We start from the raw sequence: 24041 nt of genomic DNA, 5'->3' as shown, positions 1-24041 counted from the left end.
GCCTGGCAATGTCCTAGGACCCCGTCCGGGCTGACTCGTCCAGGGCCTTGATCCGCGGTTGTCGTGATGATGGCGAGTCCAGGCTGAACGAGCGAAAGTCGCCAAGATCGGTGCGGATCCAGTCCTCGACTTCCGCGATCCTTTGCGTAACCGCCGCTGTGGGCGGCGCAAAGGTCCACGCGGCGATCCGTTCCTCCTCCGGGTCGTACTGCCAGAGGCCAATGATGCGCCCGCGATCCAGTATTGGGTGGTCGGACAGGTCTGCCTGCAGGGCCAGGGTGGTGTCAAGCACTTTCCGGTCGCGGTCGGCCTCGTCGAACATGTCCTGGGAGTTGCGCCGCAACAGGACCAATGAGTCGGTTCCCGCCAGCAACTGAATCTGTTCATCGCCTGGCGGGCTAAAGTCCGCAAGCCGCTCGACGTCGTCGGGCAGCATCCACAGCACCGCGCCTTCCGCGGTGGGCACCTCAACGGCGTCGACGGCGGCCAGCGCCTCTTTGCTGTGGGCCACGGTGAAGGCCGTGAACCATTGGCTCTGCTTGAGCGTGGCGCCGCCCGTCCAGCGAAGGTAGCGCTCCATAAGCCAGGCGCGGGCGGTGGCGTCGTCGACGTCGCTGCCCGGGAGGTTCCACACTGTGTAGGCGTAGCGCTGCTGATCGAGCCGCCCGTTCACCGGGACACGGCGGATGCGGCCGTCGGCTTGGAGGAGCCCCAGGGCGGTGGGAAGAGTGGTGGAGGCGCCCTTCTTCTTCCCTTCCTCCCCCAGGCTGCGGACGGAACCGCCCAATTCGTCGCGTAACTGCTGCGGGTCAAGCGGATTTCCGGCTTCGGCCAGGGTGTTGACCACTTCCTCTTCGAGGAGCGTGATCTCACTGCGTTCGACGCCGAGCCTCGCCAGGACCTTGAAAGGCGCGACGGCGGCCTCCCGCCCAAGCTGCAGCCCCCACGCGAAGTCGTCTTGGCCGAGCACGTACGTGCAGCCACGCGCGGTGGGGAGTTCATGGATCCTCAGGGCTGCGACGTCGGCGTCGACCTGTTCTCGCCGCAGGCCCGCGCGAGCAAACAGCGTGAGGTAGGGGTTCGCACCACCCACGGAACGTGCCCAACCTGCACGATCCAGGACTTCCTGGCTGCTTGCACCCTTCAGGGAACCGTCGAGGCCCTGCCGTTGCCATGACCAGGCCCTCAGCAGCTCAGTGGTCAGGTGTTGGGCAGGGAGCGAGACCGTTGTCATGGCCCCATTCTGCTACGCGCTGTGATGATGGTCACCCGTTTGGCGGTGGGTGGGTGTCAGGCAGGTGGACGTTATACGGGCCAGAGGAGCGATGCGATGTTGTCCGCCGCCATTTTCCAGGTGCGACGGTCTGCCCTGGCAGCGGCTGCAGCGTCCTGCCACGTCTGCCGGAGGGCCGCGTCCTGAAGCCATAGCTCCAATATTTGGGCCAGTTCCTCGGCATCGGCGCCCGGTACGAGGTCAAGCGCCCTTCCCGCACCGGCCAGTCCAAGCGCCTCCTCAGCCCCGGTACCTGCCCTGACCAGTGCGGGTATTCCATGGGCAAGGGATTCGGCCACCACAATCCCAAAGGACTCGTGAACCGACACAAGGATGCTGAGGTCTGAGCGGTACCACTCCGCCTCAAGATCGTCGCCGTGCCGTTCGCCGGCGAGCTCCACGCGTTCCGCCAAACCTGCCCCGCGGATGGCTTCCCGGACTTGTGCGGCATAGTCCGGGTCGGCTTGATCTGTGCCTACTAGTGAGGCGGTCCATTCCAAGGCCTTCACTTGGGACAGGGCATGCAGCAGCAGGAGCTGGCACTTGTTGGGCAGGAGGGCCGCAACGCAGATGATGTGCGGGGGCTCAGAGCCTTTGGCCTGGTCGGCCTCCTCGGTCCCCGGGCGGACCACGTGCACTGTCAATTCCGGATGCCTGCCCTCCAGTTCCAGGGCCAGGGTCTTACTGGGGCAGATCACTCCCGCAGCGGCCTCCATGAGCCGGGCCTCCGCGGGCTCATAGTCCTGGAAACTCATGTGCGCCAACACCCACGCAGGAGGAACTCCCCCACCACTCAAGGCGCCCGTTTCCACGATGAGGTCCGGAGCGGCGATGGCTACCAAGCCATCGATAAGTACCACTGTTCCCTCCGGGACGCTGCCCAGCTCCGCAGCGAGGGCACGGCGACCATTTTCGGAGGCTTCCGGCCACTCGCCTTCAACGGTCCGCAGTTCGACGCCGACGCCTGCCTCCCGCAGCTCGTCCACAATGGACCAGTTGTAGGCGTTCCCGCCCGAGCGGTACTCGATGTTGCCGGGTACGATGAACCGCATTCGCCTACGTAGGCTGTTCATTCCGATGCACCGCTCACTCGGCTGGGAGCTTAAGGGAATAGCTGGCCCACGCGTCGGGATTTTCACGAAGGGTGACATCGACGCCCGCCAGCCCGCCGCCGTCGGGCGCTGTCCTGACTGCGGCGGCGACCTGCTCTGCGAGGTACCGCGCGAGAACCTCGGTTGTAGTTAAAACGTCACGGAAGTCGGGGTGTTCATTCAGGTTCTTGTACTTCAAGCCCGCCAGTATTCCGTCCACGAGTTCCCCGGCCGCCGCGATGTCCAGCACGATCGCGTCTTCGGTGAGCTCCCGGCGTCGGAAGGTCACCTCCGCTACGAAAGTGGCGCCATGCAGGCCTTGGGCGGGGCCGAACGCAGGGCGCGGGAGGCTGTGGGCGATCATGAAGTGGCGGCGGATAGTGAGGCTAAACATGTCGCTCCCCAGGGTCGACGGCGGGCGGGCTTTCCTGTGCGTAGGAGATCAGGTGGCAAAGGTCGCCGGTATGGTGCGTGGACAACTGCTCGACGACGTTAGGCAAGTCCCGGAAAGCTGACTCGCCGGTGAGGAACGCGTCGAAAACGGGGTCGTTGAGGAGGGAAACGGCCAGTTGGAGCCGCTCCGCCGCGGTGCGGCGGTGCCTCCTCGCGCGCGCGACGGCGCTGACCTGACTGGCCCTGAGCGAGAGGCGGCGGGCGTGGAAGTCCTCTCCCAACGGGACGTGCACGTCTTTATCCGCATACCAGGACATTTCGACCACGTCGGCGTCGTCGCCGGCCAGTTGGAGGCTCCGCTTCAGGCCGTCCGGGGAGGCGGAGCAGTGGAAGACGATGTCGCAGTCCCCTTGTGCGGAATCCGGGTCAGTGAAGTTAACGCCCAAGCGCTCTGCCAGCGACTGTTTCCGCGGTTCGGTGTCCACGAGCTGGAGCCTGGACAACGGGAGCTTTTTGAGGAGTGCCGCCACCATTCCGCCTACCAGCCCGGCCCCAACGACGGCGACCCGGTCGCCCAGGCGGGGGCCTGCCTCCCACAGGGCGTTGACAGCGGTCTCAACAGTTCCGGTGAGGACGGCCCGGCGGGGCGGAACGTCGTCCGGAATCCTGGTCAGAGCGGAAACAGGGACAACGTAGCGGTCCTGGTGCGGGTGGAGGCAGAACACTGTTTGACCGGGCCAGTCGTCAGGTCCCTCCTCGACTACGCCCACGGAGAGGTAGCCATACTTCACCGGGCAGGGGAATTCGCCCTCCTGGTTCGGGGCGCGCATCTGCTTCGCAACCCGTTGGGGGACGTGCGCTTCGTGGACAACCAGCTCCGAGCCGTGGCTGATTCCGGAGTATAGGGAGCGGACCAACGCTTCGTTTTGTTGTGGTCCGTGGATGGTCTCGGTGCGCAGCTCGCCGTGGTGTGGGGCGACGGTCCAGTACGCCGTTGCGGACAGTAGCTCCTGAGGGTTGCTCATAGTGCTTATGAATGTAGTCGGGGCGGGTGTTTGGGGGAAGTATCGGGATTCTACCGGCGGGCAGGGCGCCCTCGTTTTGGGGAACAGCGGCCAACTCCGGTACCCTAGAGCAGTTGGTGACGTGTCCGAGCGGCCGAAGGTGCAACACTCGAAATGTTGTTTGGTGTAACAGCCAACGTGGGTTCAAATCCCACCGTCACCGCTCTATAGCGAGGCCCTGGTTCCCTTTGTTTGCAAGGGAACCAGGGCTTTTGCTTTGGCCTCACTTTTCACCCGCCGTCGGGTGCCAGATGGCCGTTGCCTGGTCTTCGTCCATGCCGGCGTCATCGTTCGTGCCGAATTGGCTGCGGGAGAAACCTGATGCACGATACTCACCGCCGGGATGAATCTGCGGGAAGTCAGATTCCTCCGCCTGGCTGATTTCCTTGTCCCGTGGTCCGCCTTCGTAAGTGAACTTCTTACCCATGGGTACCACCCTAGGCCGGTACCCACCCGCATGAACAGGCTACGGCTTAAGCTGAGAAGGCGCCGGTTCCCTAGAATTCGAGGGGACCAGCGCCTTTTGCCTCAATAATGCGTGCCGTGTACCAGGCCGGACTTATACCTGGTCGTAGCCCGACTTCTCTTCGGATTCCGGCTTGGAATCCTTGTCCCTGCCGCCAAGGTTCTTGGCGATTTCTTCCACCTTGTCCCGAATTAGCTTGCCCGCGTCCGCCAAACCCTTCTCAGCGGTGGCCAAGGGATCCAGTTGCAGGTACACCTCCTGGGTGTTTGGCAGATCGTACTCATCCTTCAAGTGCGTACCTCCGCCAACCCCCTCAAGCGAGAGGTACACCTGGGCCTCGGTGTGGGCGATACCCGCAATTCGCCCGTGAACCACGGTGAATTCGTTTGGTTGAAAACTAATTGTTTGTCCCACGTGGCCGCGGTCAAGTTCGCCGGCAGTCACGGCTTTCTCTGATGGAGTTCCGGTGTAGTCCATGTACTTCTCCTAGGTCGAATCGCTGGACTCGTACACCGGCAGTCTATAAGTAGTCTTGTCCTATGCCGCCGGCCGATTCCTCCGCGAGGTCCACCAACAATCCCCTCCTTGTGCTCGGAAAAATCACGGCAATTCTCGACGCATTCTCGCTCAGTAAGCCGGTCCTAACCCTCGGCGATATTCGCGAAGCCACAGGTCTCCCTACCTCCACAGTCCAGCGGCTGGTCACCAATCTGACATCCCAAGGCTTCCTGGACCGCGACGACGACGCGTATCGAATTGGCCTCCGGATGGCTTATTGGGCTGCACCTGCCACCCGGGGCATGGAAATACTGGACGTCATTAGCCCCCTCCTCAAGGAACTAAGGGACACCACCGGCGAGACGGCCTGTTTCTTCAAAGCCGAGCAGCACTTCCGAGTGTGCGTTGCGATCGCCGAAACCCGTCATGCCCTTCGCCGGGAAATGCATATCGGCAAAGTGATGCCGCTGCACGCAGGTTCAGCCGGTCGCGTATTGCTGGCCTGGGACCCCGAACTGCTCGAAGCTGTGCTCCAGGATCCTTTGGAATCCATTACTGAATCGACCATCACCAGCTCGGAAGATCTAGCGGATGTCGTCAAAAGGACCCGCGCCGATGGCTTCGCAATCACCGTCGGCGAGCGCGAAGACGGCGCCTCGGGCCTCTCCGCCCCGGTCTTCGACTCCTCCGCCAACGTCCTGGGCGCCGTCACCATCAGCGGCCCCACGCTCCGCATGCCGCAAAAGCAGTGCGAGGCATGGGTGGAAACGCTCCTCGAAGCGGCCGAGCACATGACCCGTCTGGTGGGCGGTCGCTTCCCCGGGGAGGGAAAGTCTTAAGACCCCAAACGACGACGACAGGCGGTGGGTGCCGCAGTCGCCGTCGTAGGCTGTCCGCCTTAGCGGGGCTGTCTGCCCTAATTAAGCCCAGGCCTCCCGGGGCGCAAAGCCGAGGATGAGCAGCATGGCGATGTCCGCCGTTGCATCGGTCAGGACCCCGGCGTTGTTGCCGACCATAATGCCGCTCCGGGTACTCCACGTTCAGTGGTCCCCTTCTGTTGCCGGGGTTGCGGAGCCGACGACGGCGGCCGCGGCCGGGTGCCTATCCTTGCCGGCCTCAGGGCTGATCACCCATTCGAACGCCTTCGCCTTGGACCGCGCCCCTTGCGCTGCCTTGGAGCGATTTGGCTCGGCGAGTTCCACGAGCAACTGCTCAGACAATTCCACCAGTTGGGCGAAGGTATCAGGTTCCAGCCAACTGGGCCTTGTGGCAAAAAGTATGTCCTCGCTGGACGTGTTTCCGCTGGCGCCGGGAGCGAAGGGGCAGCCGCCCAGACCGCCCAAGGCACCGTCCACCAGGGTGGCGCCGGCTTGGATAGCGGAAAGCGTGTTGGCCACGCCCAGTCCCCAGGTGTCGTGCCCGTGGTAGACAATGCGCCTCGACGGCGTTTCGTCGCGGACCCTGCCCACGAGGCTGGAAACCTGGGCGGGGACGGCCTGGCCCAAAGTGTCGCAAATGACGATATCCGTGGTGCCTTCGGCGCGGGGATCATTGGCGATGGTGATCACCCGCTCCTCGGGAACCCGGCCTTCGAAGGGGCAGGTGAAGGACGTTGCGATGCAGAGCTGAATCTGGCCGTTCACATCCCGCGCATACTCCACGGCCTGCGGAAGCGCGGCCAGGCTGTCCTCTGTGCTGCGCCCGATGTTCGCCCTATTGTGGGAGTCCGACGCCGAGAAGCAGTACTGGAAATTCCGGGCCCCCGCTGCAGCGGCCTTGGCCACATGCCCGGGTGTCGCAACCCATATCCAGCATTTCTCGAGTTCCTGGGGAGTGAGAGCTTGGACCACTTCCAGCGTGTTCGCCATCGTGGGCACCAGGTCCGGTCTGGCCATGGAACCGAGCTCGATCGCCGGAACACCCAGCCGGAGCAACTCCCTAACCGTTTGCACTTTGCGTTCAGTGGAGAGGAGTTTGCCTGTCAGTTGCAGTCCGTCGCGGAGCGTGACGTCCCTGAGTTCAGCAGTGGGGGTGAAGGTGAAGGTGCTCATCCCTGCAGTGCCTCCTTGCCCACGTGGCGTGCGCTCGGGGCGATGGGCTCACCCGTTGCCGATTCCCCGGCCCCCGTGGGCTGTTCTGAAACCCGTTCCCCCGACGCGGCCGCGATCTGGCTGGCGCCCATCCCGAGCAAACCACCCAGGACATCCTCCGTGTCGGCACCGAGGTCCGGGCCGAGGTTCCTGATGGGCAGTGAGCTGCCGCCTATCACCGGGACAATCCCCGGGAAGCCAACGTCGTTCAATGTCTCCTCCCCAGTGGATACATCGAACCTCTGGATCATGTTGCGGGAAGCGTACTGCGCATCGCGGCAGATATCCGCAGCGGTGTAGATGGGCCCGGCCGGCACACCGGCGGCATCCAGGGCGGCGAGCGCATCGGCCGCGCTCAACGTGCCCGTCCATGCGCCGATGGCCTGATCCAGTTCCTCACGCCGTGCCCAGCGGCCTGCATTTGTCTGCAGCTCAGGGTCGGAGCCAAGGTCCGGGCGTCCGATGGTTTCCATGTAGCGCTGAAAAATCGAGTCGCCGTTGCCTGCCACCACAATGCTGGAGCCGTCGTTGCAGAAATATGCGTTCGACGGCGCAATTCCCTCCATCCGGCCACCTGTTCTTTCACGCTCAATGCCATAGGCGGAATAATCGGGAATGAGGGATTCCATCATGGAGAACATGGCCTCATTAAGCGCGACGTCAATAATCCGCTCGGAAAGCGGTACGCCCGCAGTGGCGGCGGCGTCGTAACCCACTCTGCGGTCGGCACCCAAGCCGGCCATCCGGCGTCGGGCCTCACGCTGGTAAAGGCTCATCATCGAACCGAACGCCGCATAAAGCCCGGCAATTGAATCGCCGATGGAGACACCAACGCGCACAGGCGGCCGGTCCGGGTCGCCCACCAGGTTGCGGAAGCCACCGTAGGCCTCGGCCACGGCAGCGAAACCGGGCCGCTCTGACAAAGGACCGGTCTGTCCGAAAGCCGAGATCCGAGTGATGATCAACTCCGGATTGGCTTCATTCAGTACGTCCGGACCCAGGCCCCATTTCTCCAAGGTTCCCGGGCGGAAGTTCTCCAGCAGGATGTCCGATTTGGCGATCAGCTCCAGCACAGCAGCCCGTCCAGACTCTGTGCGAAGGTCCAGCACAACAGACTTCTTGTTGCGGTTGAGGGTCCGGTAGAGCATGGACGTGTCGCCTTTGTAGAGCCGCCAGTTCCGGAGTTCGTCGCCGGTGCCGGGCCGCTCAACTTTGATGACCTCGGCGCCAAAGTCGGCCAGCAGCCTGCCCGCCGTCGGGGCCGCAATGTAATTGCCTAACTCCAGGACGCGGACGCCTTCCAGCGGTGCGATGCGTGTCTGTGTCAATTGTTTTCCTTTGTCTTCTTGCGGGATCAGAACAGCAGGCTCAGCAGGATCGCGACGACGGACGCCACCGAAACGCCAGCCTCACCGATTTCAACGCACCCCTCACACTTTGCCTCCAACAGACACTGCAGCAGCCAGAGCGTATTGCTTGTGACGTGCACCGTGAAGGGGAACCCGCGCCGGCCGATCGTGGCGTGCCTTCGTCGGCGAAGGGACGGTTTAACCGTGATGGGCGCCACAAGACTCATCTCATAATATGGATTGCAGCTCACAATGCAAGAAGTTCCGAGAGAGATTGTGGGCGGTTCATGTTTCACGACTCGCCGAATCGGCCATGCGTTCCTCCCCAGTTACTGAAACGCGGCATTTCCTAAGCTCGGCGTGTTCCCGCAACACGCCGGATTCTGCGGGTCTCCAAGGCAGAGGCGAAAAAAGTAACCGGGAAGGAATGCTGTGGCGCATGAGCGCCTGAGCGATACATTGGGCACGCAGGCATCCCAGACGGAGGTGTGACCATGAGCGACACCGGAAAACCACAGGGTAAGAACGCGGCCAAAAGCGGCCGCAAAAGCACCGACTACGAGTTCCGCACCGTATGGCGAGTTGCCGGGACCACCGCCGAGGTTGCCGAGGTATTAGGAGACGCGGCAGCCCTTCCGCGTTGGTGGCCTTCGGTGTACTTGGGCGTGGAAACCCTAACCAGTGGCAATCCTGGTGGCGTGGGCAATTCGTTTGCGCTCTACACCACGGGGTGGCTCCCCTACACGCTTCGCTGGACGCTGACGCATTCAGAGCCCATCACGGAGCAGGGATGGTCTGCAGCCGCGCATGGAGACCTGACCGGAACGGCTCGGTGGACCCTGGAACAGGATGGTCCCGAAGTTGTGGTCACCTGTGACTGGAAGGTCAGCGCTTCCAAACCGCTCATCCGCCGCCTGAGCTGGCTATTCCGACCCATCTTCTCAGCTAACCACCATTGGGCAATGGCCCGCGGCGGCGAGAGCCTGGCCCTGGAACTTCGGCGTCGGCGACACGCCACGGAACCGTGGACCATCCCCGCTCCCCCAGGACCAACCTTCACGCGACTTACCGGGCTGATGGAGCGGCTTTCCAAATAGCACCTGACACCCGTGGCCAGCAGGTCCACACTGGGAGGATGAGCGTCGACACCAACGGCCAATCCGCCGCAGCGATGGTTCCTACGTCCGGCCCGATTACCCGGGAGGAGCTTCAGCTGGCTTCGCGCAACCACGCGATGCCCCTGGAAATGCTCCGCTGGCCTATTACACCAGTGGGCATGCACTATCTCCTCATCCACTTCGACATCCCCTTGATCGACCCCACAGCATGGCGCCTGCGAATCGGCGGGCTAGTGGACCATCCCCACGAGTTCACGCTGGCAGAATTGCAGCACCGTGAACGCCGCACTCTGCCGGTCACCATGGAATGCGCCGGCAACGGCCGCTCCAGAATGGACCCTCGGCCAATTAGCCAACCCTGGGATCAAGGGGCGGTGGGAACGGCCGAATGGACCGGAACCCCGCTTGCGCCAATCCTCCGTGAAGTCGGCTTGGCCCCGGAAGCCGTGGAACTGGTCTTCACAGGTGCGGACCGCGGGCTTCAGGGAGGTTCTGAACACGCCTACGCACGCAGCCTCACCATTGCAGATGCAATGTCCGACGACGTCCTGTTCGCCTATGAGATCAACGGTCAGCCGCTCCCGCCACAACATGGCCATCCGCTGCGGCTTTTGGTCCCAGGCTGGTATGGCATGACGAGCGTGAAATGGCTCCAGTCCATCGAGGCGATTGACCACACTTTCGACGGCTACCAGCAGGCAGTTGCCTACCACTTCGTCCAGGAGCCGTCCGAGCAGGGAGAACCCGTCAAGCACATCCGGCCCCGTGCTTTGATGGTGCCGCCCGGAATCCCCGACTTCATGACCCGCGACAGGGTGCTGGATGCCGGACCAGTGCTGCTTCAGGGCCGTGCGTGGGCGGGAAAGAACGCCATTAGTCGTGTTGAGGTCTGCGTCGACGGGAAATGGGCCGACGCCCACCTCGACCCGGAAGCAGGCCACTTCGCTTGGCGCGGATGGTCATTCACGTGGGTCGCAGCACCAGGCAACCACGTCCTCTCCTGCCGGGCCACCGACGTTGAGGGCAACACACAGCCCTTGCAATCTGAATGGAACTACCAGGGAATGGCCAACAATGCCGTCCAGGAACTGAGCGTCTCGGTGACCGAAGGAAAACACGGCTAAATCGGATCCCCTGAAGCGGGAGCCATCCGACAGCGGGCGGGCTGCGAATCCAGATAGAATTGGGGAGGCCAGCCGCCAGTAGTTCGGCGAAGGTCTCCAGACCAGTATCGAGGGGAGGACACGTGCGCCCACCGCATGCTGCTTCCCCTCAACGAGCCTTTCTTCCGGGCACCCATGCCAGCCAACGCCCTGCCAGGACGCTCCGAGCCTGTGCAGCGGCAGCCGCCACCGTAAGCTTGGCCGCTGGAGCCCACGTTGTCGGTGGTGGCACGCTGCCGGTCCTCCCGATCCTGTTGGCCATTCTGGCCCTCTCCAGCTTGGCGGTATCTCTTGCGACCCGCGTCAGGCTAACGTTCCCGGCAATGGCTGCCCTGCTTGGTGCTGGCCAGCTTGCCCTCCACGAGGCCTTCACTGCTTTCGGCGGCTCCCCCGATGTTGGAGGCATGGCCGGTTCCGGAAGCATCGGCGGCCCGGCAGGCGCTTCCGCATTCCTGCCTCACCACGGCGTGCCGCCATGGCCGGTTATCAGCTTAGGTGCCGGTTCCGGGGCGAGCGATAGTTCCATGCTCGACGCCGGAACGCACCTACACAGCCTCGGTTCAGCAATGTCCCTGGCAATGCTTGCCTGCCACGCGCTAGCGACGGTCGCCACTGCGCTGCTGCTCACAAAGGGTGAAGATGCCCTGTGGCAGCTCATGGCTTGGCTCAAGCCGCTAGTTGAGCTCCCAGCTGTACGCACGCTCGGCCCCCTAGGCCCGCGCGGGAACCACCTTGAGCCCCAATCAGCGGCTTTTCAGCCGTGGCGAAACCTCAGGCAAGACTCGCGACGAGGCCCGCCCGCCGTCGTCGTATTTTCCTGACACCGCCCGTCACTGAAACTTTTCCTCATGGTGGCGGGCCACGCCCAAAACTCTTATGGCGCGCTGAGGCGCGCCTGCTGAAAGGCCAAGCAATCATGAAAAACACCTTCCTTCGCCGTGCCCTGACTGCCGGAGGCGCGGTTACTGGAACCGCCGCACTTCTCCTCGCAGGGATTCCGGCAGCCTCAGCCCACGTTTCGGTCAACCCGGACAAGACCTCGGCAGGCTCGTACGCCCTGCTCACGTTCGGTATACCCCATGGCTGTGACAATTCAGCCACCACCAAAGTGGCCATCTCCCTCCCCGAGGAACTCGCTGACGCCACTCCCACGGTCAACTCCAACTGGACGGTGGAGAAATTGGTTCAGACGCTCCCAGAACCCAAAAAGCTCGCGGACGGGACGTCGATCACCAAGCGCACCAGCCAGATCGTCTATACCGCCAAAGCACCGTTGGACCCCCATCTGCGGGACACTTTCGTGCTGTCAGTCAAGCTCCCGGACGCAGCGGGCAAGACGCTGTACTTCCCTACACTCCAGAGCTGCCAGCAGGGACAGACCGACTGGAGCGAAATCCCGAAGGAAGGGCAGGACCCGCACTCGCTGAAGGCGCCTGCTCCATCAGTGGCGGTCACCGCGGCGGCGTCCGAGGCGGGCGAAGGGCATGGAGCAACTAACAGCGGTGCCACCGTGCATTCCGGGACTGAGCAGGCGTCATCGGTGTCCTCCAGCGGAGCTGAGGCCCGCAGCTGGATTGGACTCATAGCTGGCGTCGCAGGATTGGGCTTGGGCGGGCTTGCGCTGTTCCGGCGCGCACGCTCGACGCAGCCGGCCGGCGCGTCACAGTCCTCTAATGCAGGACAGAAATCCGGTACAGGCCAAGACTCATAACCGTCTCGAACCCCAGCGACATGACGCCCGGATGATTACAATCCGGGCGTCATGTCCGCGTGTTCACCCGTGTTTAGTTGACTGAGTCAATTGCTGAGGCAAGGGTAATGGCATGAGGTCTCAGCGCATGAAGAACGTCCTGTTGTTCACGTCGACGGCCGCGGCCGTCATGATGCTGGCGGCGTGCTCGGGGCAAAGTGCTCCGTCCGGTAACACCAGCCCGTCCACCACGCAAAGCTCCACTCCGCCATCGGCAACGCCTTCACCGTCCACGCCGTCTGGAACGCCGGCATCGCCACCGGCGTCCAGCCCACAGGCCGAGCCAGGGTTGTGCAAGTCCGCGCAACTCCAGGCCAGCGTCCAGCCCGATCAAGGCGGCGGCGCGGCCGGAAGCGTGTACATGAAATTGGTACTGACTAATTCCGGGTCGGCAAATTGCCTGCTCAAGGGCTATCCGGGGTTGTCGTTCACCAACACCCCTGATGGCAATCCCATCGGCATGCCAGCAAGGCGCGACGACTCCGTACCGGCAGTAGGACTGGTGCTCGCTCCGGGGCATTCGGGCAAGGCCACGCTCCGTTACGTCCAGCCCGGGAACATCCCCGAATGCACCATGTCGCCAGCCAAGGGATTCCGCGTCTACCCGCCCGAGGACACCGCCTCCCTGTTCATCTCCCAGGAAATGGTGGCGTGCAGCAACTCGAACGTTGAGCTGCTGACGATCGGCACATTCCAGGCAGCATAGGCGGCTGCACATCGATTTACGACGGCGGAGGCCATCTCTGGTGCGCTGGGCATCCGGGCGGCTCCGTAGTCGTCGGGAATTCTGCGCGTCACCTGGCAGGTAGTTTCCATCTTCATCGCTGGCCCCCGTCTTTCTGTCAGGGGTGTGGGGCATGATGGAGGCATGCAGGCAGAGGAGCAATCCGGCGTCCCCATGGGGCGTTTCAGCCGGGCCACCCGGGAGTGGTTCCTTGGCGCTTTCTCCGCGCCAACCCCTGCGCAGGAAGGCGCTTGGAACGCTATTTCTTCCGGCTCGCATGCTTTGGTGGTCGCGCCAACCGGTTCCGGCAAGACGCTCGCCGCTTTTCTGTGGGCGCTGGACCGGCTCCTCTCCGGAGCCAACGCCGCGAAAGCCTCTGCTTCTGGGGCGGGCGTGGCGGAGGCGCTGCCCGGCCTCGACGAAGTGCCGCCTGCCGCACCGGCGCAGGGCGCTCGAGCCTCAGGCGCCCGCAGCAAAGGCCCCAAACGCCGGACCAAAGTCCTGTATATCTCCCCGCTCAAGGCCCTTGGCGTGGACGTTGAACGCAACCTACGCTCGCCGCTGATCGGAATCACGCAAACCGCCAAGCGGCTTGGTCTTCCGGCACCGCTGATTTCAGTGGGCGTCCGTTCTGGAGATACGACGGCGGCAGATCGCCGTGCGCTGCTGAGCCACCCGCCAGACATTCTCATCACAACGCCGGAATCACTATTTCTTATGCTCACCTCCAGGGCACGGGAGACATTGAGCGAGGTGGACACGGTCATTGTGGATGAGGTGCACGCTGTGGCCGGCACCAAACGCGGCGCGCATCTGGCGGTTTCACTGGAGCGGCTGGACGCCCTGCTGCCCAAGCCGGCACAGCGGATAGGCCTCTCCGCCACGGTGGAACCCCGCGAGCTTGTGGCGCAATTCCTGGCAGCTTCCGCGCCCGTGGACATTGTTGCTCCGCCGGCGGTGAAGAACTGGAACATCACGGTCACCGTACCTGTGGAGGACATGTCGGACCTGCAGGGCGCTGCCGCGTCTCATGACTCGGGGCCGGCGTCCGGCCTGCAGCCGCAGGCATCCATCTGGCCTCATGTCGAGGAAAAGATCGTGGATCTGGTGCTGTCCAAGCAGTCCACCATCGTGTTTGCGAATTCCCGCCGTCTGGCTGAGCGACTAACGGCCCGGCTCAACGAAATCCAGGCCGAACGCCAGCTTATGATGGCTGGCGGAAGTCCGTTCGATGAGCCGGATGACTATGGGTTTGGGATGCTCGCCCCTGCGTCCACAGCAACCCCAGCGCACATGATGGCACAAGCTGGCAGCACCTCAGGCGCGGAGCCGGTCCTTGCCCGCGCGCACCACGGTTCAGTGTCCAAGGACCAGCGGGCAATGATCGAGGACGACCTCAAGTCCGGTCGTCTTCGCTGCGTCGTGGCCACCTCCTCGCTTGAACTGGGCATCGACATGGGCGCCGTGGATTTGGTGATCCAGGTAGAGTCGCCGCCATCGGTGGCCAGTGGGCTGCAACGCGTCGGGCGGGCCGGGCACCAGGTGGGCGAAATCTCCGAGGGTGTCCTCTTCCCCAAGCACCGTGCTGACTTGGTGCACACCACGGTCACTGTGGAAAGGATGCTGTCCGGCCAGATCGAGCCGCTGCACATTCCCGCCAATCCTTTGGACATCCTTGCCCAGCAGACCGTCGCCGCGGCTGCCCTCGGGACCATTGATGTTGAGGAATGGTTTGCCACTGTCCGGCGTTCGGCACCGTTTGCAACCCTCCCGCGCTCGGCCTTCGATGCCACGCTGGACCTGCTTTCCGGCCGCTACCCATCCGACGAATTCGCGGAACTGCGCCCGCGCATCATCTGGGACCGGCACGCCGGCACCATCGAGGGCCGGCCCGGTTCGCAGAGGCTTGCCGTGACATCGGGCGGCACAATTCCGGATCGCGGCTTATTTGGCGTTTACATCATTGGCACGGAGATCGAGGGATCGGCCAACCCCGTCGGGCCAGCAGGCAGCGCAACCGGAAGCAGCTCCTCTGGCGAAGGTGCGGCAGTTGGTAGTTCCACGGAGGGAAAGACGACTCGCGCCCCGAAGGGCGGGCGCCGAGTCGGTGAGCTCGACGAAGAGATGGTCTACGAGTCACGCGTTGGAGACATCTTCGCCCTCGGCGCAACCAGCTGGAAGATCGAGGACATCACGCACGACCGTGTGCTGGTCTCGCCCGCATTTGGCCAACCCGGGAAACTTCCGTTCTGGAAGGGCGATTCACTCGGTCGCCCTGTGGAACTTGGCCGAGCCCTTGGGGCATTCGTGCGAGAACTCGCCGACTCAGACCAGGACCCAGCCGTGGAACGATGCAAGGCCAGCGGCCTGGACGACTTCGCCGCGCGCAACCTGCTGCAGTATCTCACTGAGCAGAAACAGTCCACAGAGGTGGTTCCCAGCGACCGGACCCTGATTGTGGAGAGGTTCCACGACGAACTCGGTGATTGGCGCGTTGTCCTGCACAGTCCGTTTGGCATGCCTGTTCACGCACCGTGGGCTCTAGCAGTCGGTCAGCGACTCCATCAGCGCTACGGACTGGACGGCTCCGCGATGGCTGCGGACGACGGCATCGTGCTGCGTGTCCCCATGATGGAGGATGAACCGCCAGGAGCTGAGCTGTTCCTGTTCGATCCGGAGGAACTCGAACAAATAGTCACCGAAGAAGTGGGCGGCAGCGCACTATTCGCTTCGCGATTCCGTGAATGCGCAGCCAGGGCATTGCTCCTTCCCCGCCAGAACCCGGCCAAGAGGCAGCCGCTGTGGCAGCAACGGCAACGTTCGGCCCAGCTGCTGGACGTCGCCCGGAAGTACCCGTCGTTCCCCATCGTGCTGGAAACCATCCGGGAGTGCCTCCAGGATGTGTACGACCTTCCTGCGCTCAAAGACATTGCAGCCTCCATAGAGCGCCGTGAGCTTCGCCTCCTGCAGACCACCACGCAACAACCCTCCCCTTTCGCCAAATCACTGCTGTTTGGATATGTGGCCCAGTATCTTTACGAGGGCGATTCACCACTGGCCGAACGTCGGGCTGCGGCACTGGCCCTCGATTCCACCCTCCTCAACGAACTTCTCGGCCGAGTGGAACTGCGGGAACTGCTCGATCCCAAAGTCATTGCGGCAACTGAGGCCGAACTTCAGCGTCTCGCCCCCGATCGCCGGGTCCGCGGCCGGGAAGGCGTAGCCGATTTGCTCCGGTTGCTCGGCCCGCTCAACGCCGAAGAAGTGGCCGCACGCTTGCAGTCGGCAGACGTCAACGAAATCCCCGGCGACGCGCCCGGCACAAGCGACGCGCCCGGCATCGGACAATCGGCATTTGAAGAACCCCATGCGACGGTTGCGGAAGCCACCGAGCACCTGGCTGCCCTTAGGAAAGCCAATCGCGCCATGGTCGTGTCCTTTGGCGGCGCCGAACGCTACGCAGCCGTGGAGGACGCTGCCCGACTACGCGATGCCATTGGTGTTCCGCTACCGATGGGCATCCCCTTGGCTTTCATCGAGCCTGTGCAGGACCCTCTCGGCGACCTCGTTTCACGGTACGCCCGCACGCACGGACCTTTCACCGCCGCAGAAGCGGCCTCGCGGCTGGGACTTGGGGTCGCCGTCGTCGGAACAGCCCTCAAACGGTTGGCGGCGGATGGCAGGGTTGTGGAGGGCGAGTTCCGTCCACACCCCGAGGCGGGCGCCGTCGACACTGTGGGGGCGCCAAGGGAACCCGCGGCAGCCTCGGCAGGGATAGCGCAGGAGGAGGCAGTCCAGTCGGCAAATCTTGCCGCCGCGGCACCTCCCGCCAGCGAATGGTGCGATGCCGACGTCCTTCGCAAACTTCGACGGCGGTCCCTGGCTGCGCTCCGGGCCGAGGTTGAACCCGTAGAGGCAGCGGCCTATGGCCGTTTCCTGCCCATCTGGCAGAACGTCGCCATTCCGGGGGTCCGCGGCTCATCGTCGCTACGCGGCCTGGACGGCATCATGACCGCTGTGGACCAACTCTCCGGCGTTCCCATTCCCGCGTCGGCGTGGGAGCCGCTTATCCTTGCGAGCCGGGTGGCGGATTATCAGCCGGCCATGCTGGACGAACTGATGGCTGCCGGCGAACTCTTGTGGTCCGGAGCCGGAGCTCTCCCAGGGAATGACGGCTGGATCAGTTTCCACGTTGCAGACGCTGCGGAACTCACACTAAATCCGGATCCGGATTACGTGCCCGGCGACGCCCATGTCCGGCTCCTGGAACACCTCAGGTCCGGTGGTGGGTATTTCTTCCGGCAGCTCATCGAGGTGGCCGGAGGCATGGATTCTGTGCTTCCGGACGACGCCGTGGTGGCAGCGCTGTGGGATCTGGTGTGGTCCGGCCGGGTCACCGGAGACACGTTTGCTCCCGTTCGTGCCCTGATCTCCGGCGGCAAAACCACCCACAGGCAAGTCGCCAAGCCACCTCGATCACGTTCGCTTCGCATGAGCCGGCTGGGCCGCTCGCACGGCACGGGGCTGATGGGATCACCCGGATTCGGTAATTATGGCGCAGCCGCTGCGGCCACTCCCCCGCTCGCGGTGGGGCGGTGGTCTGCGCTGCCGGAACCCTCCCTGGACCCCACCACACACGCGAGGGGTACCGCCGAGCTCCTGCTGGATCGTTACGGGGTGGTGACTCGCGGCGCGGTTATGGCGGAAAACATCCTGGGTGGCTTTGGTCTCATGTACAAAGTCCTGGCCCGGCTTGAAGAGGCGGGGAGGTGCCGCCGAGGCTACTTCATTGAGCACCTCGGAGCGGCACAGTTCGCAGTTCCCGCAACCGTGGACCGGCTGCGGTCGTTCGTGGAGGACGCCCAGGTAGCCAAAGCGGAACCCCGCGCATTAGCCCTGGCCGCCACGGATCCAGCCAACCCATACGGTGCAGCGCTCCCCTGGCCGGCAACATCCTCGGACGCGGGCACTGGTCACCGCCCCGGCCGTAAGGCAGGTGCCCTGGTTGTTTTGGTCGACGGCGAACTAATCCTTTACGTCGAACGCGGCGGAAAGACCCTGCTCACCTTCACGGACAACACCGTAATTCTTGGCGCCGCTGCCCAGGCTTTGGTCGGAATCGTGCGACGCGGTGCTGTGGACCGGTTGTTTATGGAGAAGGTCAACGGCAACGATCTGCTGGGAACGCCCATTGCAGAAGCACTCACCGCTGCAGGGGCGTACTCCACGCCGAAGGGGCTGCGGATCCGTGCATAGCTCCCGTTCATGGTGTCGATGGGATTGGGAGAGCCGTGCCTGAAGGAGACTCAATCTGGCAGGCCGCGGAGCAGCTGAACGGGACGTTGGCCGGCAAGGTTCTCACCTCAACAGACTTCAGGGTGCCACGCTTCGCCACGCTGGATTTAAGTGGCTGGACCGTTGCCGCGGTTGTGCCTCGCGGCAAGCACCTGCTGATGCGATTGGAACCCGCCGAAGAGTCCGACACCAAGCCACTGACCATCCATTCACATTTGAAAATGGAAGGCAGCTGGCAGATTTATCCGCCCGGCGGACGGTGGCGAAAACCCGGCCACACGGCCCGGTGCGTCCTTCGAACCGACGCCGCTGACGTCGTCGGTTTTTCCCTCGGCATCCTGGAGGTCATCCCCACCGCGGAGGAACACAAAATCCTGGGACATCTGGGGCCGGACATCCTGGGCGGCGACTGGGACCCTGAAGAAGCCACGTCCCGAATCCTGGCAGCTCCGGATGTTGCGATTGGAGTAGCCCTGCTGGACCAACGGAACGTTGCCGGGATTGGGAACATCTACCGTTGCGAAACCTGCTTTATCGCTGGGGTCCATCCGGCCATGCCCGTCTCTTCGATCACTGACCTCCCGCTGATGCTGGACGACGCTCGCCGGCTCCTCCAGGCAAACCTTGTGCCGGGGAAGCGCACAACTGTCGGCGTCGAACTCACCCCTGGATACCTGCCGGCAAGAAGCCAAACCACCGATGATGCCGAACCCGCAGAGCTGGACGCAGAAAGGAAGCACCGACGATCGACCCTTCTTGCCCTTGCACGTTCGGCGACCCGGGACGTGGCGACAGTAGGATTCCGGGGCGGGTCCGCCCAACGCTTCGGGCAAGGTCGCTTTGGCCAAGGTCCGGGCGGCGGGTCGTACTGGGTCTACGGAAGGGAAGGCCGATCGTGCCTGCTCTGTGGAACACCGGTCAGGCGTGGTGTCCTGGGTCCGGCGTCAGGAATGGAGGACAGGGACATCTTCTTCTGTCCCAGCTGCCAGCCCTCCCCTTGACGGGGCAGGCACTTCAGAAGCCGGCGCCCCGGGAACCATAAACCGAGGCAACAGCAACTGGACCAACGGTCCTATCGCCAGGGCGTAAACCACGGTCCCCACGCCAACCGAACCGCCCAGGAACCAGCCAGCAGCGAGCACCAACACTTCGATGCCCGTGCGGACCAGCCGCACAGACCACCCAGTGCGCCGGACCAAGCCAGTCATGAGGCCGTCGCGAGCGCCGGGACCCAAGCGGGCGCCGATATAGCAGGCCGATGCAATTCCGTTGAGCACAACAGCCCCGGTCAACATCAGGATCTGGCTCCAGAGTTCGCCCATCGCCGGAATCACCCAGAGCCCAAGGTCCGCGAAGAGACCTACCAGCACGGCGTTTGCCAGCGTGCCGAATCCTGGCATTTGGCGCAGTGGAATCCACAACAACAGCACCAGGAAGCTGACCACAATCACCACAACGCCAATGCTCCAGCCAGTTTTGAGGGCCATTCCCTGATGGAACACATCCCACGGGTCCAGGCCGAGTCCGGCACGGATAAACATGGCCAAGGAGATGCCATACATGGCGAGGCCGAGCAGGAGCTGGATGATTCTTCGAGTCAACAACATGCCCACCATCGTCCCCGGAAACTGGCCTTGCTTTCCATAGCCAGTTTGCGAATACTGGACTGGTGTCCACTTCCCTCAACGCCTCCGCCCTGGCCCGCCTGCTCGGCTCATGGAGGACAGGCGCTTCGCCCGCCTACCGCGAGTTGGCCGACGTCGTGCGACTCCTTATCCTGGACGGCCGCATCCCGCTGGATGTCGCGCTCCCCAGCGAGCGCGCACTTTCCCAAACGCTTGGACTCAGCCGCACCACAGTCACGGCCGCCTATTCACAACTTCGCGAGCAGGGCTTCCTGGGCGGCGGGCAGGGAAGCCGCGGGCGCACCAACATCCCGCATCGGCCCGGCGCCAGCGCAGCGAGTCCTGGAGCACCGGGCCTGGCGGCTCCCGACGGCATTCTGGACCTCGCGTACGCTTCGCTACCAGCCACCGGGGAAGTGGTTCACCGCGCCTTCGCCGACGCACTGACGGAAGTCCCGGCACTCCTTCCGGGCTTCGGCTACGACACCATGGGTGTTCCCGCGCTGCGCGAAGCTATCGCGGAACGGTACACAGAGGCAGGTGCTCCCACGACGCCGGAGCAGGTCCTGGTGACATCCGGCACCCAGCACGCGCTGAACATCGTCCTGCGGACTTTGGCCGGCGGGCAGAGAAGAGTCCTCGTGGACCATCCGACATACCCCAACGCGCTTGATGCCATCCGGGCTTCGGGATCGCGCACCATTCCCGTGGCCCTTCCCCCAGCCGGATCACGTTTGCCGTGGGATGTGGACGCAATGTCCACGGCCCTGCGGCAGCAGCGGCCCGCCGTCGCTTATCTTGTCCCCGATTTCCACAATCCCACCGGCCGAAACATGCCTGAATTCCAACGACGGCGGCTAATCCGCGAGGCAGCAGGATCCGGAACTGTCCTGGTCATCGACGAGACGCTGCGTGCGCTGGATCTGGACGGCGGTGGTCAGCCACCGTTCGCCGCCCTCAGCACGGACAGCAGCGGAGTTGTGTCCATCGGATCGCTGAGCAAATCCCATTGGGCGGGGCTCCGGACTGGCTGGATCCGAGCCAGCGAATCGCTAATCGGCCGTTTTGCGGCCACTCGGACAACTATGGACTTGGGCGGTCCCGTCGTCGAACAACTAGCAGCCGCCCGGCTGGTCCGCTCCTTCGAGGAGCCGCTGGAAGCCCGGCTCGCCTCGCTGCGCGAACACCGGCAAGTATTGATGGAATTACTGGATCGCTACCTGCCCCAGTGGGAGTTTGAGAGGCCCGACGGCGGTTTGACGGTTTGGTGCAGGCTGCCCACCCCGTCGAGTACTGCCCTCACGGTTATGGCCCCCGATTTTGGGATCCGGCTGGCGGCGGGGCCGCGATTCGGTGCCGGCGGCGCGTTCGAGCGCTACCTCCGAGTTCCGTTCACCCTCCCGCCGGAGCAGTTGGACAGTGCGGTTAGGGCTCTTCGAGCTGCCCAAGACCGGCTGGACGCGTCGCCCCAGTTGCAGAACTCGCTCCGCCAAGAGGCTCGTCGGCGACACGAAGCACCGGCCGCCGTGGCCTAACACGCGAAAAAGCCCGGCGACGTGGAGTTTCCAGCGCCACCGGGAATTTTCGGCGGGAATGTATCAGGCGTAGACCTTCGCCAGAAATGCTGACCAGGCCTTCCATGTAGCATCCGAATCGCCGGATCCGCTGAAGTCATGGACTGTCATGCCTACCGGAGCACCGAAAGGGCTCCGGTCGAAGATGCGGTACATGGTGTCCTGGGTTCGCAGTCCGAGGAAATACTGGTTTGAGAAGTCGATCTCCCCAGTGAGCGGGCCGATACCCTCCACATCAAGTTCCACTGAGTCCCCCTGCGATGTCGCCTCGATACCGAGCGCCCGTTTGAGGGCAGAGAAGCCATCAGGATTCTGCGAGGCTTCGGGAGCCTGGATGTCCGTGAACGTCACCGGTTTGCCGTCGAAGTACTGCAGGTATTGGCCCAGTGTGTGAAGGTAAAACTGCGTGTGCTTGCTGGCGCCGTCGTACTGCTCGTCCCAGTTTTCGGCAAAGATTCCGCTGTGGACATAGTGCAGTTTGGCCCGGCCGCCCTCAACAGGCTCCAGGACATGTTCCAACTGGTTGAACCAGCCATCTGGCCCGTCCATGCGGTTGACCAAGTGGCTCGGGTACTCCTCCACAGTATTGACGGATTCCCAACCATCGGACGGGAAGAGCCACGCAGCGGTGCCCTTGGTCACCGCCTCCCACACGCGTTCGGGCGTTCCGGGAAGCTCGGTATCAACAACGATCTCGAATTCGCGCTTGTCATTCATTGTGCTGCTCCTTGTCCTGCTGTTCCGTGTGGTGTTTGTCTGTTGACGATTTTGGGTCATGGGTGTCGGCCGGGCCCGTGCCATCGGCTTTGAGCGCCGGGTGGAGTACGACGACGATCCGGTGCTTGCGTGCGCCGGCTGCGGCAGCTGCCCTGCCGCCGTCGTGGTATTTGTCCACAAGTCGCGTGACGGCGACGCCGAGCTCCTCCGCGAAGGCCGCCCGGTCCGCTGCGCTGCGGAACGTGATTTCGCCGTCAATCGCGAAACTGGCCAGTTTCTTCCGTGCAACCGCTGCGCCGGCGATGAGTTTGCCCATCTCCTGGACCGTGCGGGCTGCGAGGGCCAGCAGCCAGAAGGCGGAGAAGCGGTCGGCGAAGCGTCGCGGGTCCGGGGCCGCCGTCGCGAGCGCCACCGGGGAAATGAGGTAGGAGGCCGCCGTGGCCCGCAGTACGCGTTCGGTGACGTTGCCCTTCCTCCTCTCCTCCACAAGTTCAACCAGGCCATGCTTTTCGAGGGCCCTGAGGTGGTAGTTGACCTTCTGTCGCGGGAGCCCGACCTTGGCGGAAAGCTGCGTGGCCGACGCCGGTTCGGCAAGCTCCTGGAGGATGCGGCTGCGAATAGGATCCAGTGACACTTCTGCCGCGGCAGGGTCCTCGATCACTTCGATGTCCAACATGCTTCAAGTGTGCCGCCGACAACTTTTCTTGTCAAGAACTATTTGATGTTCGGAAAGCTCTGGGGCCGCGAGAAGAGAAATTGGCCAAACGATACCGCCGGTAGAATTGGACGGTGATGAAATCCCCCCTTCCCGTGCGCGACGGCGTCAACGCCACACGCCTGCGCCTCCCGGACGAGGGGCCGTGGGACACCGCGATGGACTACATGCTTCATCGCTGGGGGCACATTGATCCGCAAGGCATCGAGGACCGCTTCGACGCGGGCGAGATCGTCGGCGAGGGTGGCGTAGCACTCAGTAGGCACACTCCACTCAGCGACCACACCTTCATCTGGTACTACCGAACGCTGCCGCCGGAGGAACGGCTGCCGGTCGAAATCAATATCCTCCATCAGGACGAGCACATCCTGGTGGTGGACAAACCGCATTTCCTGCCCACGACGCCCGGCGGTACATACATCCAGGAGTCGGCGCTGGTGCGGCTCCGCAACGCGCTCAACCTACCTGACCTCATCCCAATGCACCGCCTGGATCGTATGACGGCTGGCGTGCTCCTCCTGTCAACGAATCCTGCCACCCGGGGCAGATACCAGGCCCTGTTCGAGAAACGGAAGGTCCGCAAGGAATACGAGTGCGTCTCCGCCGCCACCCCTGCACCGGGTTACCCTGCGGTTGAGTTTCCCGCGGTAGTGCGGAACCGCATGGTCAAGTCCCGCGACTACCTCCTCGCCGAAGTGGTGGAGGGCCAAGCAAACGCCGAGACGCGGATCGAGCTGCTGCGCGTCCTCGACGGCGCCCCAGCGCTGCCGGAAACGCCCGACGGCGGCGCTGCTCGCCGCGCGCTGTACCGGCTGGAGCCCCACACCGGCAAGACCCACCAGCTGCGCGTGCACATGGCTTCCCTTGGCCTGGGTATCGTGAACGACGCGTTTTACCCTGAACTGCTGGACAAAGCGCCGGACGACTACTCCAAGCCCCTGCAGTTGTTGGCCCGTGGCATCCGCTTCACCGACCCCATCACGGGGAAACCAGTGGAGTACCGGAGCAAGCTGGAACTCAGCGAAGCTACGGCCGGAGCATAACCGCCGAAGCACCGTCTGCCGAAGTGTAGGCGCGAAGCATCTCCCCTTGCCGAATCAGCAGGCCTACCATTGGACTGCTGGGGTCCATTGCGC

General features: G+C 63.7%; 22 protein-coding genes and 1 tRNA gene. 11 read left to right on the top strand and 12 right to left on the bottom strand.

Going from position 1 to position 24041, the window contains the following annotated elements:
- Window positions 1-13 precede the first annotated feature (13 nt).
- From LD110_RS16580 to LD110_RS16565, 4 genes are all read right to left on the bottom strand, one after another.
- Window positions 14-1234: a DNA glycosylase AlkZ-like family protein gene (locus tag LD110_RS16580; protein ID WP_225500105.1), complete on the bottom strand. Its 1221-nt coding sequence runs from the start codon at window positions 1232-1234 to the stop codon at window positions 14-16.
- A 71-nt stretch (window positions 1235-1305) separates the two neighbouring features.
- Window positions 1306-2325, bottom strand: coding sequence for a glycosyltransferase family 4 protein (locus LD110_RS16575; RefSeq protein ID WP_225500103.1), 1020 nt, complete (start codon window positions 2323-2325; stop codon window positions 1306-1308).
- A gap of 34 nt (window positions 2326-2359) precedes the next feature.
- A complete protein-coding gene (locus LD110_RS16570; protein ID WP_225500099.1) occupies window positions 2360-2758 on the bottom strand; it encodes a 6-carboxytetrahydropterin synthase in 399 nt (132 codons plus the stop codon).
- On the bottom strand, window positions 2751-3782 hold the full coding sequence (locus tag LD110_RS16565; protein WP_225500095.1) for a zinc-binding alcohol dehydrogenase: 1032 nt from the start codon (window positions 3780-3782) through the stop codon (window positions 2751-2753). The genes LD110_RS16570 and LD110_RS16565 overlap by 8 nt, the downstream gene beginning before the upstream one ends.
- A gap of 115 nt (window positions 3783-3897) precedes the next feature.
- Here LD110_RS16565 and LD110_RS16560 point away from each other — a divergent pair.
- Window positions 3898-3984, top strand: a tRNA-Ser gene (locus tag LD110_RS16560).
- Between the two features lie 60 nt (window positions 3985-4044).
- On the opposite strand, the gene LD110_RS16555 is transcribed toward LD110_RS16560, so the two are convergent.
- Both LD110_RS16555 and LD110_RS16550 read right to left on the bottom strand, forming a co-directional pair.
- Window positions 4045-4248 carry a hypothetical protein gene (locus LD110_RS16555; protein WP_225500090.1) on the bottom strand — a complete coding sequence of 68 codons (204 nt, stop codon included), beginning with the start codon at window positions 4246-4248 and terminating at the stop codon, window positions 4045-4047.
- A 132-nt stretch (window positions 4249-4380) separates the two neighbouring features.
- Entirely contained in the window at window positions 4381-4764 is a 384-nt protein-coding gene (locus LD110_RS16550) for a hypothetical protein (protein ID WP_225500087.1), read from the bottom strand.
- A 62-nt stretch (window positions 4765-4826) separates the two neighbouring features.
- On the opposite strand from LD110_RS16550, the gene LD110_RS16545 reads away from it, so the two are divergent.
- A complete protein-coding gene (locus LD110_RS16545; protein WP_225500082.1) occupies window positions 4827-5624 on the top strand; it encodes an IclR family transcriptional regulator in 798 nt (265 codons plus the stop codon).
- Window positions 5625-5825: 201 nt separating this feature from the next.
- On the opposite strand, the gene LD110_RS16540 is transcribed toward LD110_RS16545, so the two are convergent.
- The 3 genes from LD110_RS16540 to LD110_RS16530 are packed head-to-tail and all read right to left on the bottom strand — an operon-like array spanning window position 5826 to window position 8451.
- Window positions 5826-6836 (bottom strand): hydroxymethylglutaryl-CoA lyase, encoded by a 1011-nt coding sequence (locus tag LD110_RS16540; RefSeq protein WP_225500078.1) that lies wholly within the window; start codon window positions 6834-6836, stop codon window positions 5826-5828.
- A complete protein-coding gene (locus LD110_RS16535; RefSeq protein WP_225500076.1) occupies window positions 6833-8203 on the bottom strand; it encodes a CaiB/BaiF CoA-transferase family protein in 1371 nt (456 codons plus the stop codon). Before LD110_RS16535 ends, LD110_RS16540 begins: the two co-directional genes overlap by 4 nt.
- A gap of 26 nt (window positions 8204-8229) precedes the next feature.
- On the bottom strand, window positions 8230-8451 hold the full coding sequence (locus LD110_RS16530) for a hypothetical protein (RefSeq protein WP_225500073.1): 222 nt from the start codon (window positions 8449-8451) through the stop codon (window positions 8230-8232).
- A 267-nt stretch (window positions 8452-8718) separates the two neighbouring features.
- Between LD110_RS16530 and LD110_RS16525 the strand changes: the two genes are divergently transcribed.
- From LD110_RS16525 to LD110_RS16495, 7 genes are all read left to right on the top strand, one after another.
- A complete protein-coding gene (locus LD110_RS16525; protein WP_225500071.1) occupies window positions 8719-9321 on the top strand; it encodes an SRPBCC family protein in 603 nt (200 codons plus the stop codon).
- A 38-nt stretch (window positions 9322-9359) separates the two neighbouring features.
- The gene (locus tag LD110_RS16520) at window positions 9360-10466 is read left to right on the top strand and encodes a sulfite oxidase (RefSeq protein WP_225500070.1); all 1107 of its coding nucleotides are present in this window, start codon (window positions 9360-9362) and stop codon (window positions 10464-10466) included.
- A 122-nt stretch (window positions 10467-10588) separates the two neighbouring features.
- A complete protein-coding gene (locus LD110_RS16515; RefSeq protein WP_225500068.1) occupies window positions 10589-11326 on the top strand; it encodes a hypothetical protein in 738 nt (245 codons plus the stop codon).
- A gap of 95 nt (window positions 11327-11421) precedes the next feature.
- Entirely contained in the window at window positions 11422-12216 is a 795-nt protein-coding gene (locus LD110_RS16510; RefSeq protein ID WP_225500067.1) for a YcnI family protein, read from the top strand.
- Window positions 12217-12328: 112 nt separating this feature from the next.
- The gene (locus tag LD110_RS16505) at window positions 12329-12961 is read left to right on the top strand and encodes a DUF4232 domain-containing protein (RefSeq protein ID WP_225500064.1); all 633 of its coding nucleotides are present in this window, start codon (window positions 12329-12331) and stop codon (window positions 12959-12961) included.
- Between the two features lie 162 nt (window positions 12962-13123).
- Complete coding sequence (locus tag LD110_RS16500; RefSeq protein WP_225500063.1) at window positions 13124-18235, top strand: DNA glycosylase AlkZ-like family protein; 5112 nt, start codon at window positions 13124-13126, stop codon at window positions 18233-18235.
- Between the two features lie 35 nt (window positions 18236-18270).
- Window positions 18271-19275 (top strand): Fpg/Nei family DNA glycosylase, encoded by a 1005-nt coding sequence (locus tag LD110_RS16495; RefSeq protein WP_225500060.1) that lies wholly within the window; start codon window positions 18271-18273, stop codon window positions 19273-19275.
- Here LD110_RS16495 and LD110_RS16490 read toward each other — a convergent pair.
- Window positions 19219-19878 carry a YitT family protein gene (locus LD110_RS16490; protein WP_225500295.1) on the bottom strand — a complete coding sequence of 220 codons (660 nt, stop codon included), beginning with the start codon at window positions 19876-19878 and terminating at the stop codon, window positions 19219-19221. The two genes, LD110_RS16495 and LD110_RS16490, sit on opposite strands and share 57 nt — an antisense overlap.
- A 65-nt stretch (window positions 19879-19943) precedes the next feature.
- Between LD110_RS16490 and LD110_RS16485 the strand changes: the two genes are divergently transcribed.
- On the top strand, window positions 19944-21434 hold the full coding sequence (locus tag LD110_RS16485; RefSeq protein WP_225500058.1) for a PLP-dependent aminotransferase family protein: 1491 nt from the start codon (window positions 19944-19946) through the stop codon (window positions 21432-21434).
- Window positions 21435-21497: 63 nt separating this feature from the next.
- On the opposite strand, the gene LD110_RS16480 is transcribed toward LD110_RS16485, so the two are convergent.
- Both LD110_RS16480 and LD110_RS16475 read right to left on the bottom strand, forming a co-directional pair.
- Window positions 21498-22190, bottom strand: coding sequence for an SRPBCC domain-containing protein (locus LD110_RS16480; protein WP_225500056.1), 693 nt, complete (start codon window positions 22188-22190; stop codon window positions 21498-21500).
- Window positions 22183-22866: a helix-turn-helix domain-containing protein gene (locus tag LD110_RS16475; protein WP_225500050.1), complete on the bottom strand. Its 684-nt coding sequence runs from the start codon at window positions 22864-22866 to the stop codon at window positions 22183-22185. Before LD110_RS16475 ends, LD110_RS16480 begins: the two co-directional genes overlap by 8 nt.
- 116 nt (window positions 22867-22982) lie before the next feature.
- Between LD110_RS16475 and LD110_RS16470 the strand changes: the two genes are divergently transcribed.
- Window positions 22983-23948 carry an RluA family pseudouridine synthase gene (locus LD110_RS16470; protein WP_225500048.1) on the top strand — a complete coding sequence of 322 codons (966 nt, stop codon included), beginning with the start codon at window positions 22983-22985 and terminating at the stop codon, window positions 23946-23948.
- Window positions 23949-24041 lie beyond the last annotated feature (93 nt).

The organism is Arthrobacter sp. M4 (assembly GCF_020251205.1).
GTDB lineage: Bacteria > Actinomycetota > Actinomycetes > Actinomycetales > Micrococcaceae > Arthrobacter.
This window is presented reverse-complemented; position numbering and strand designations above follow the sequence as displayed.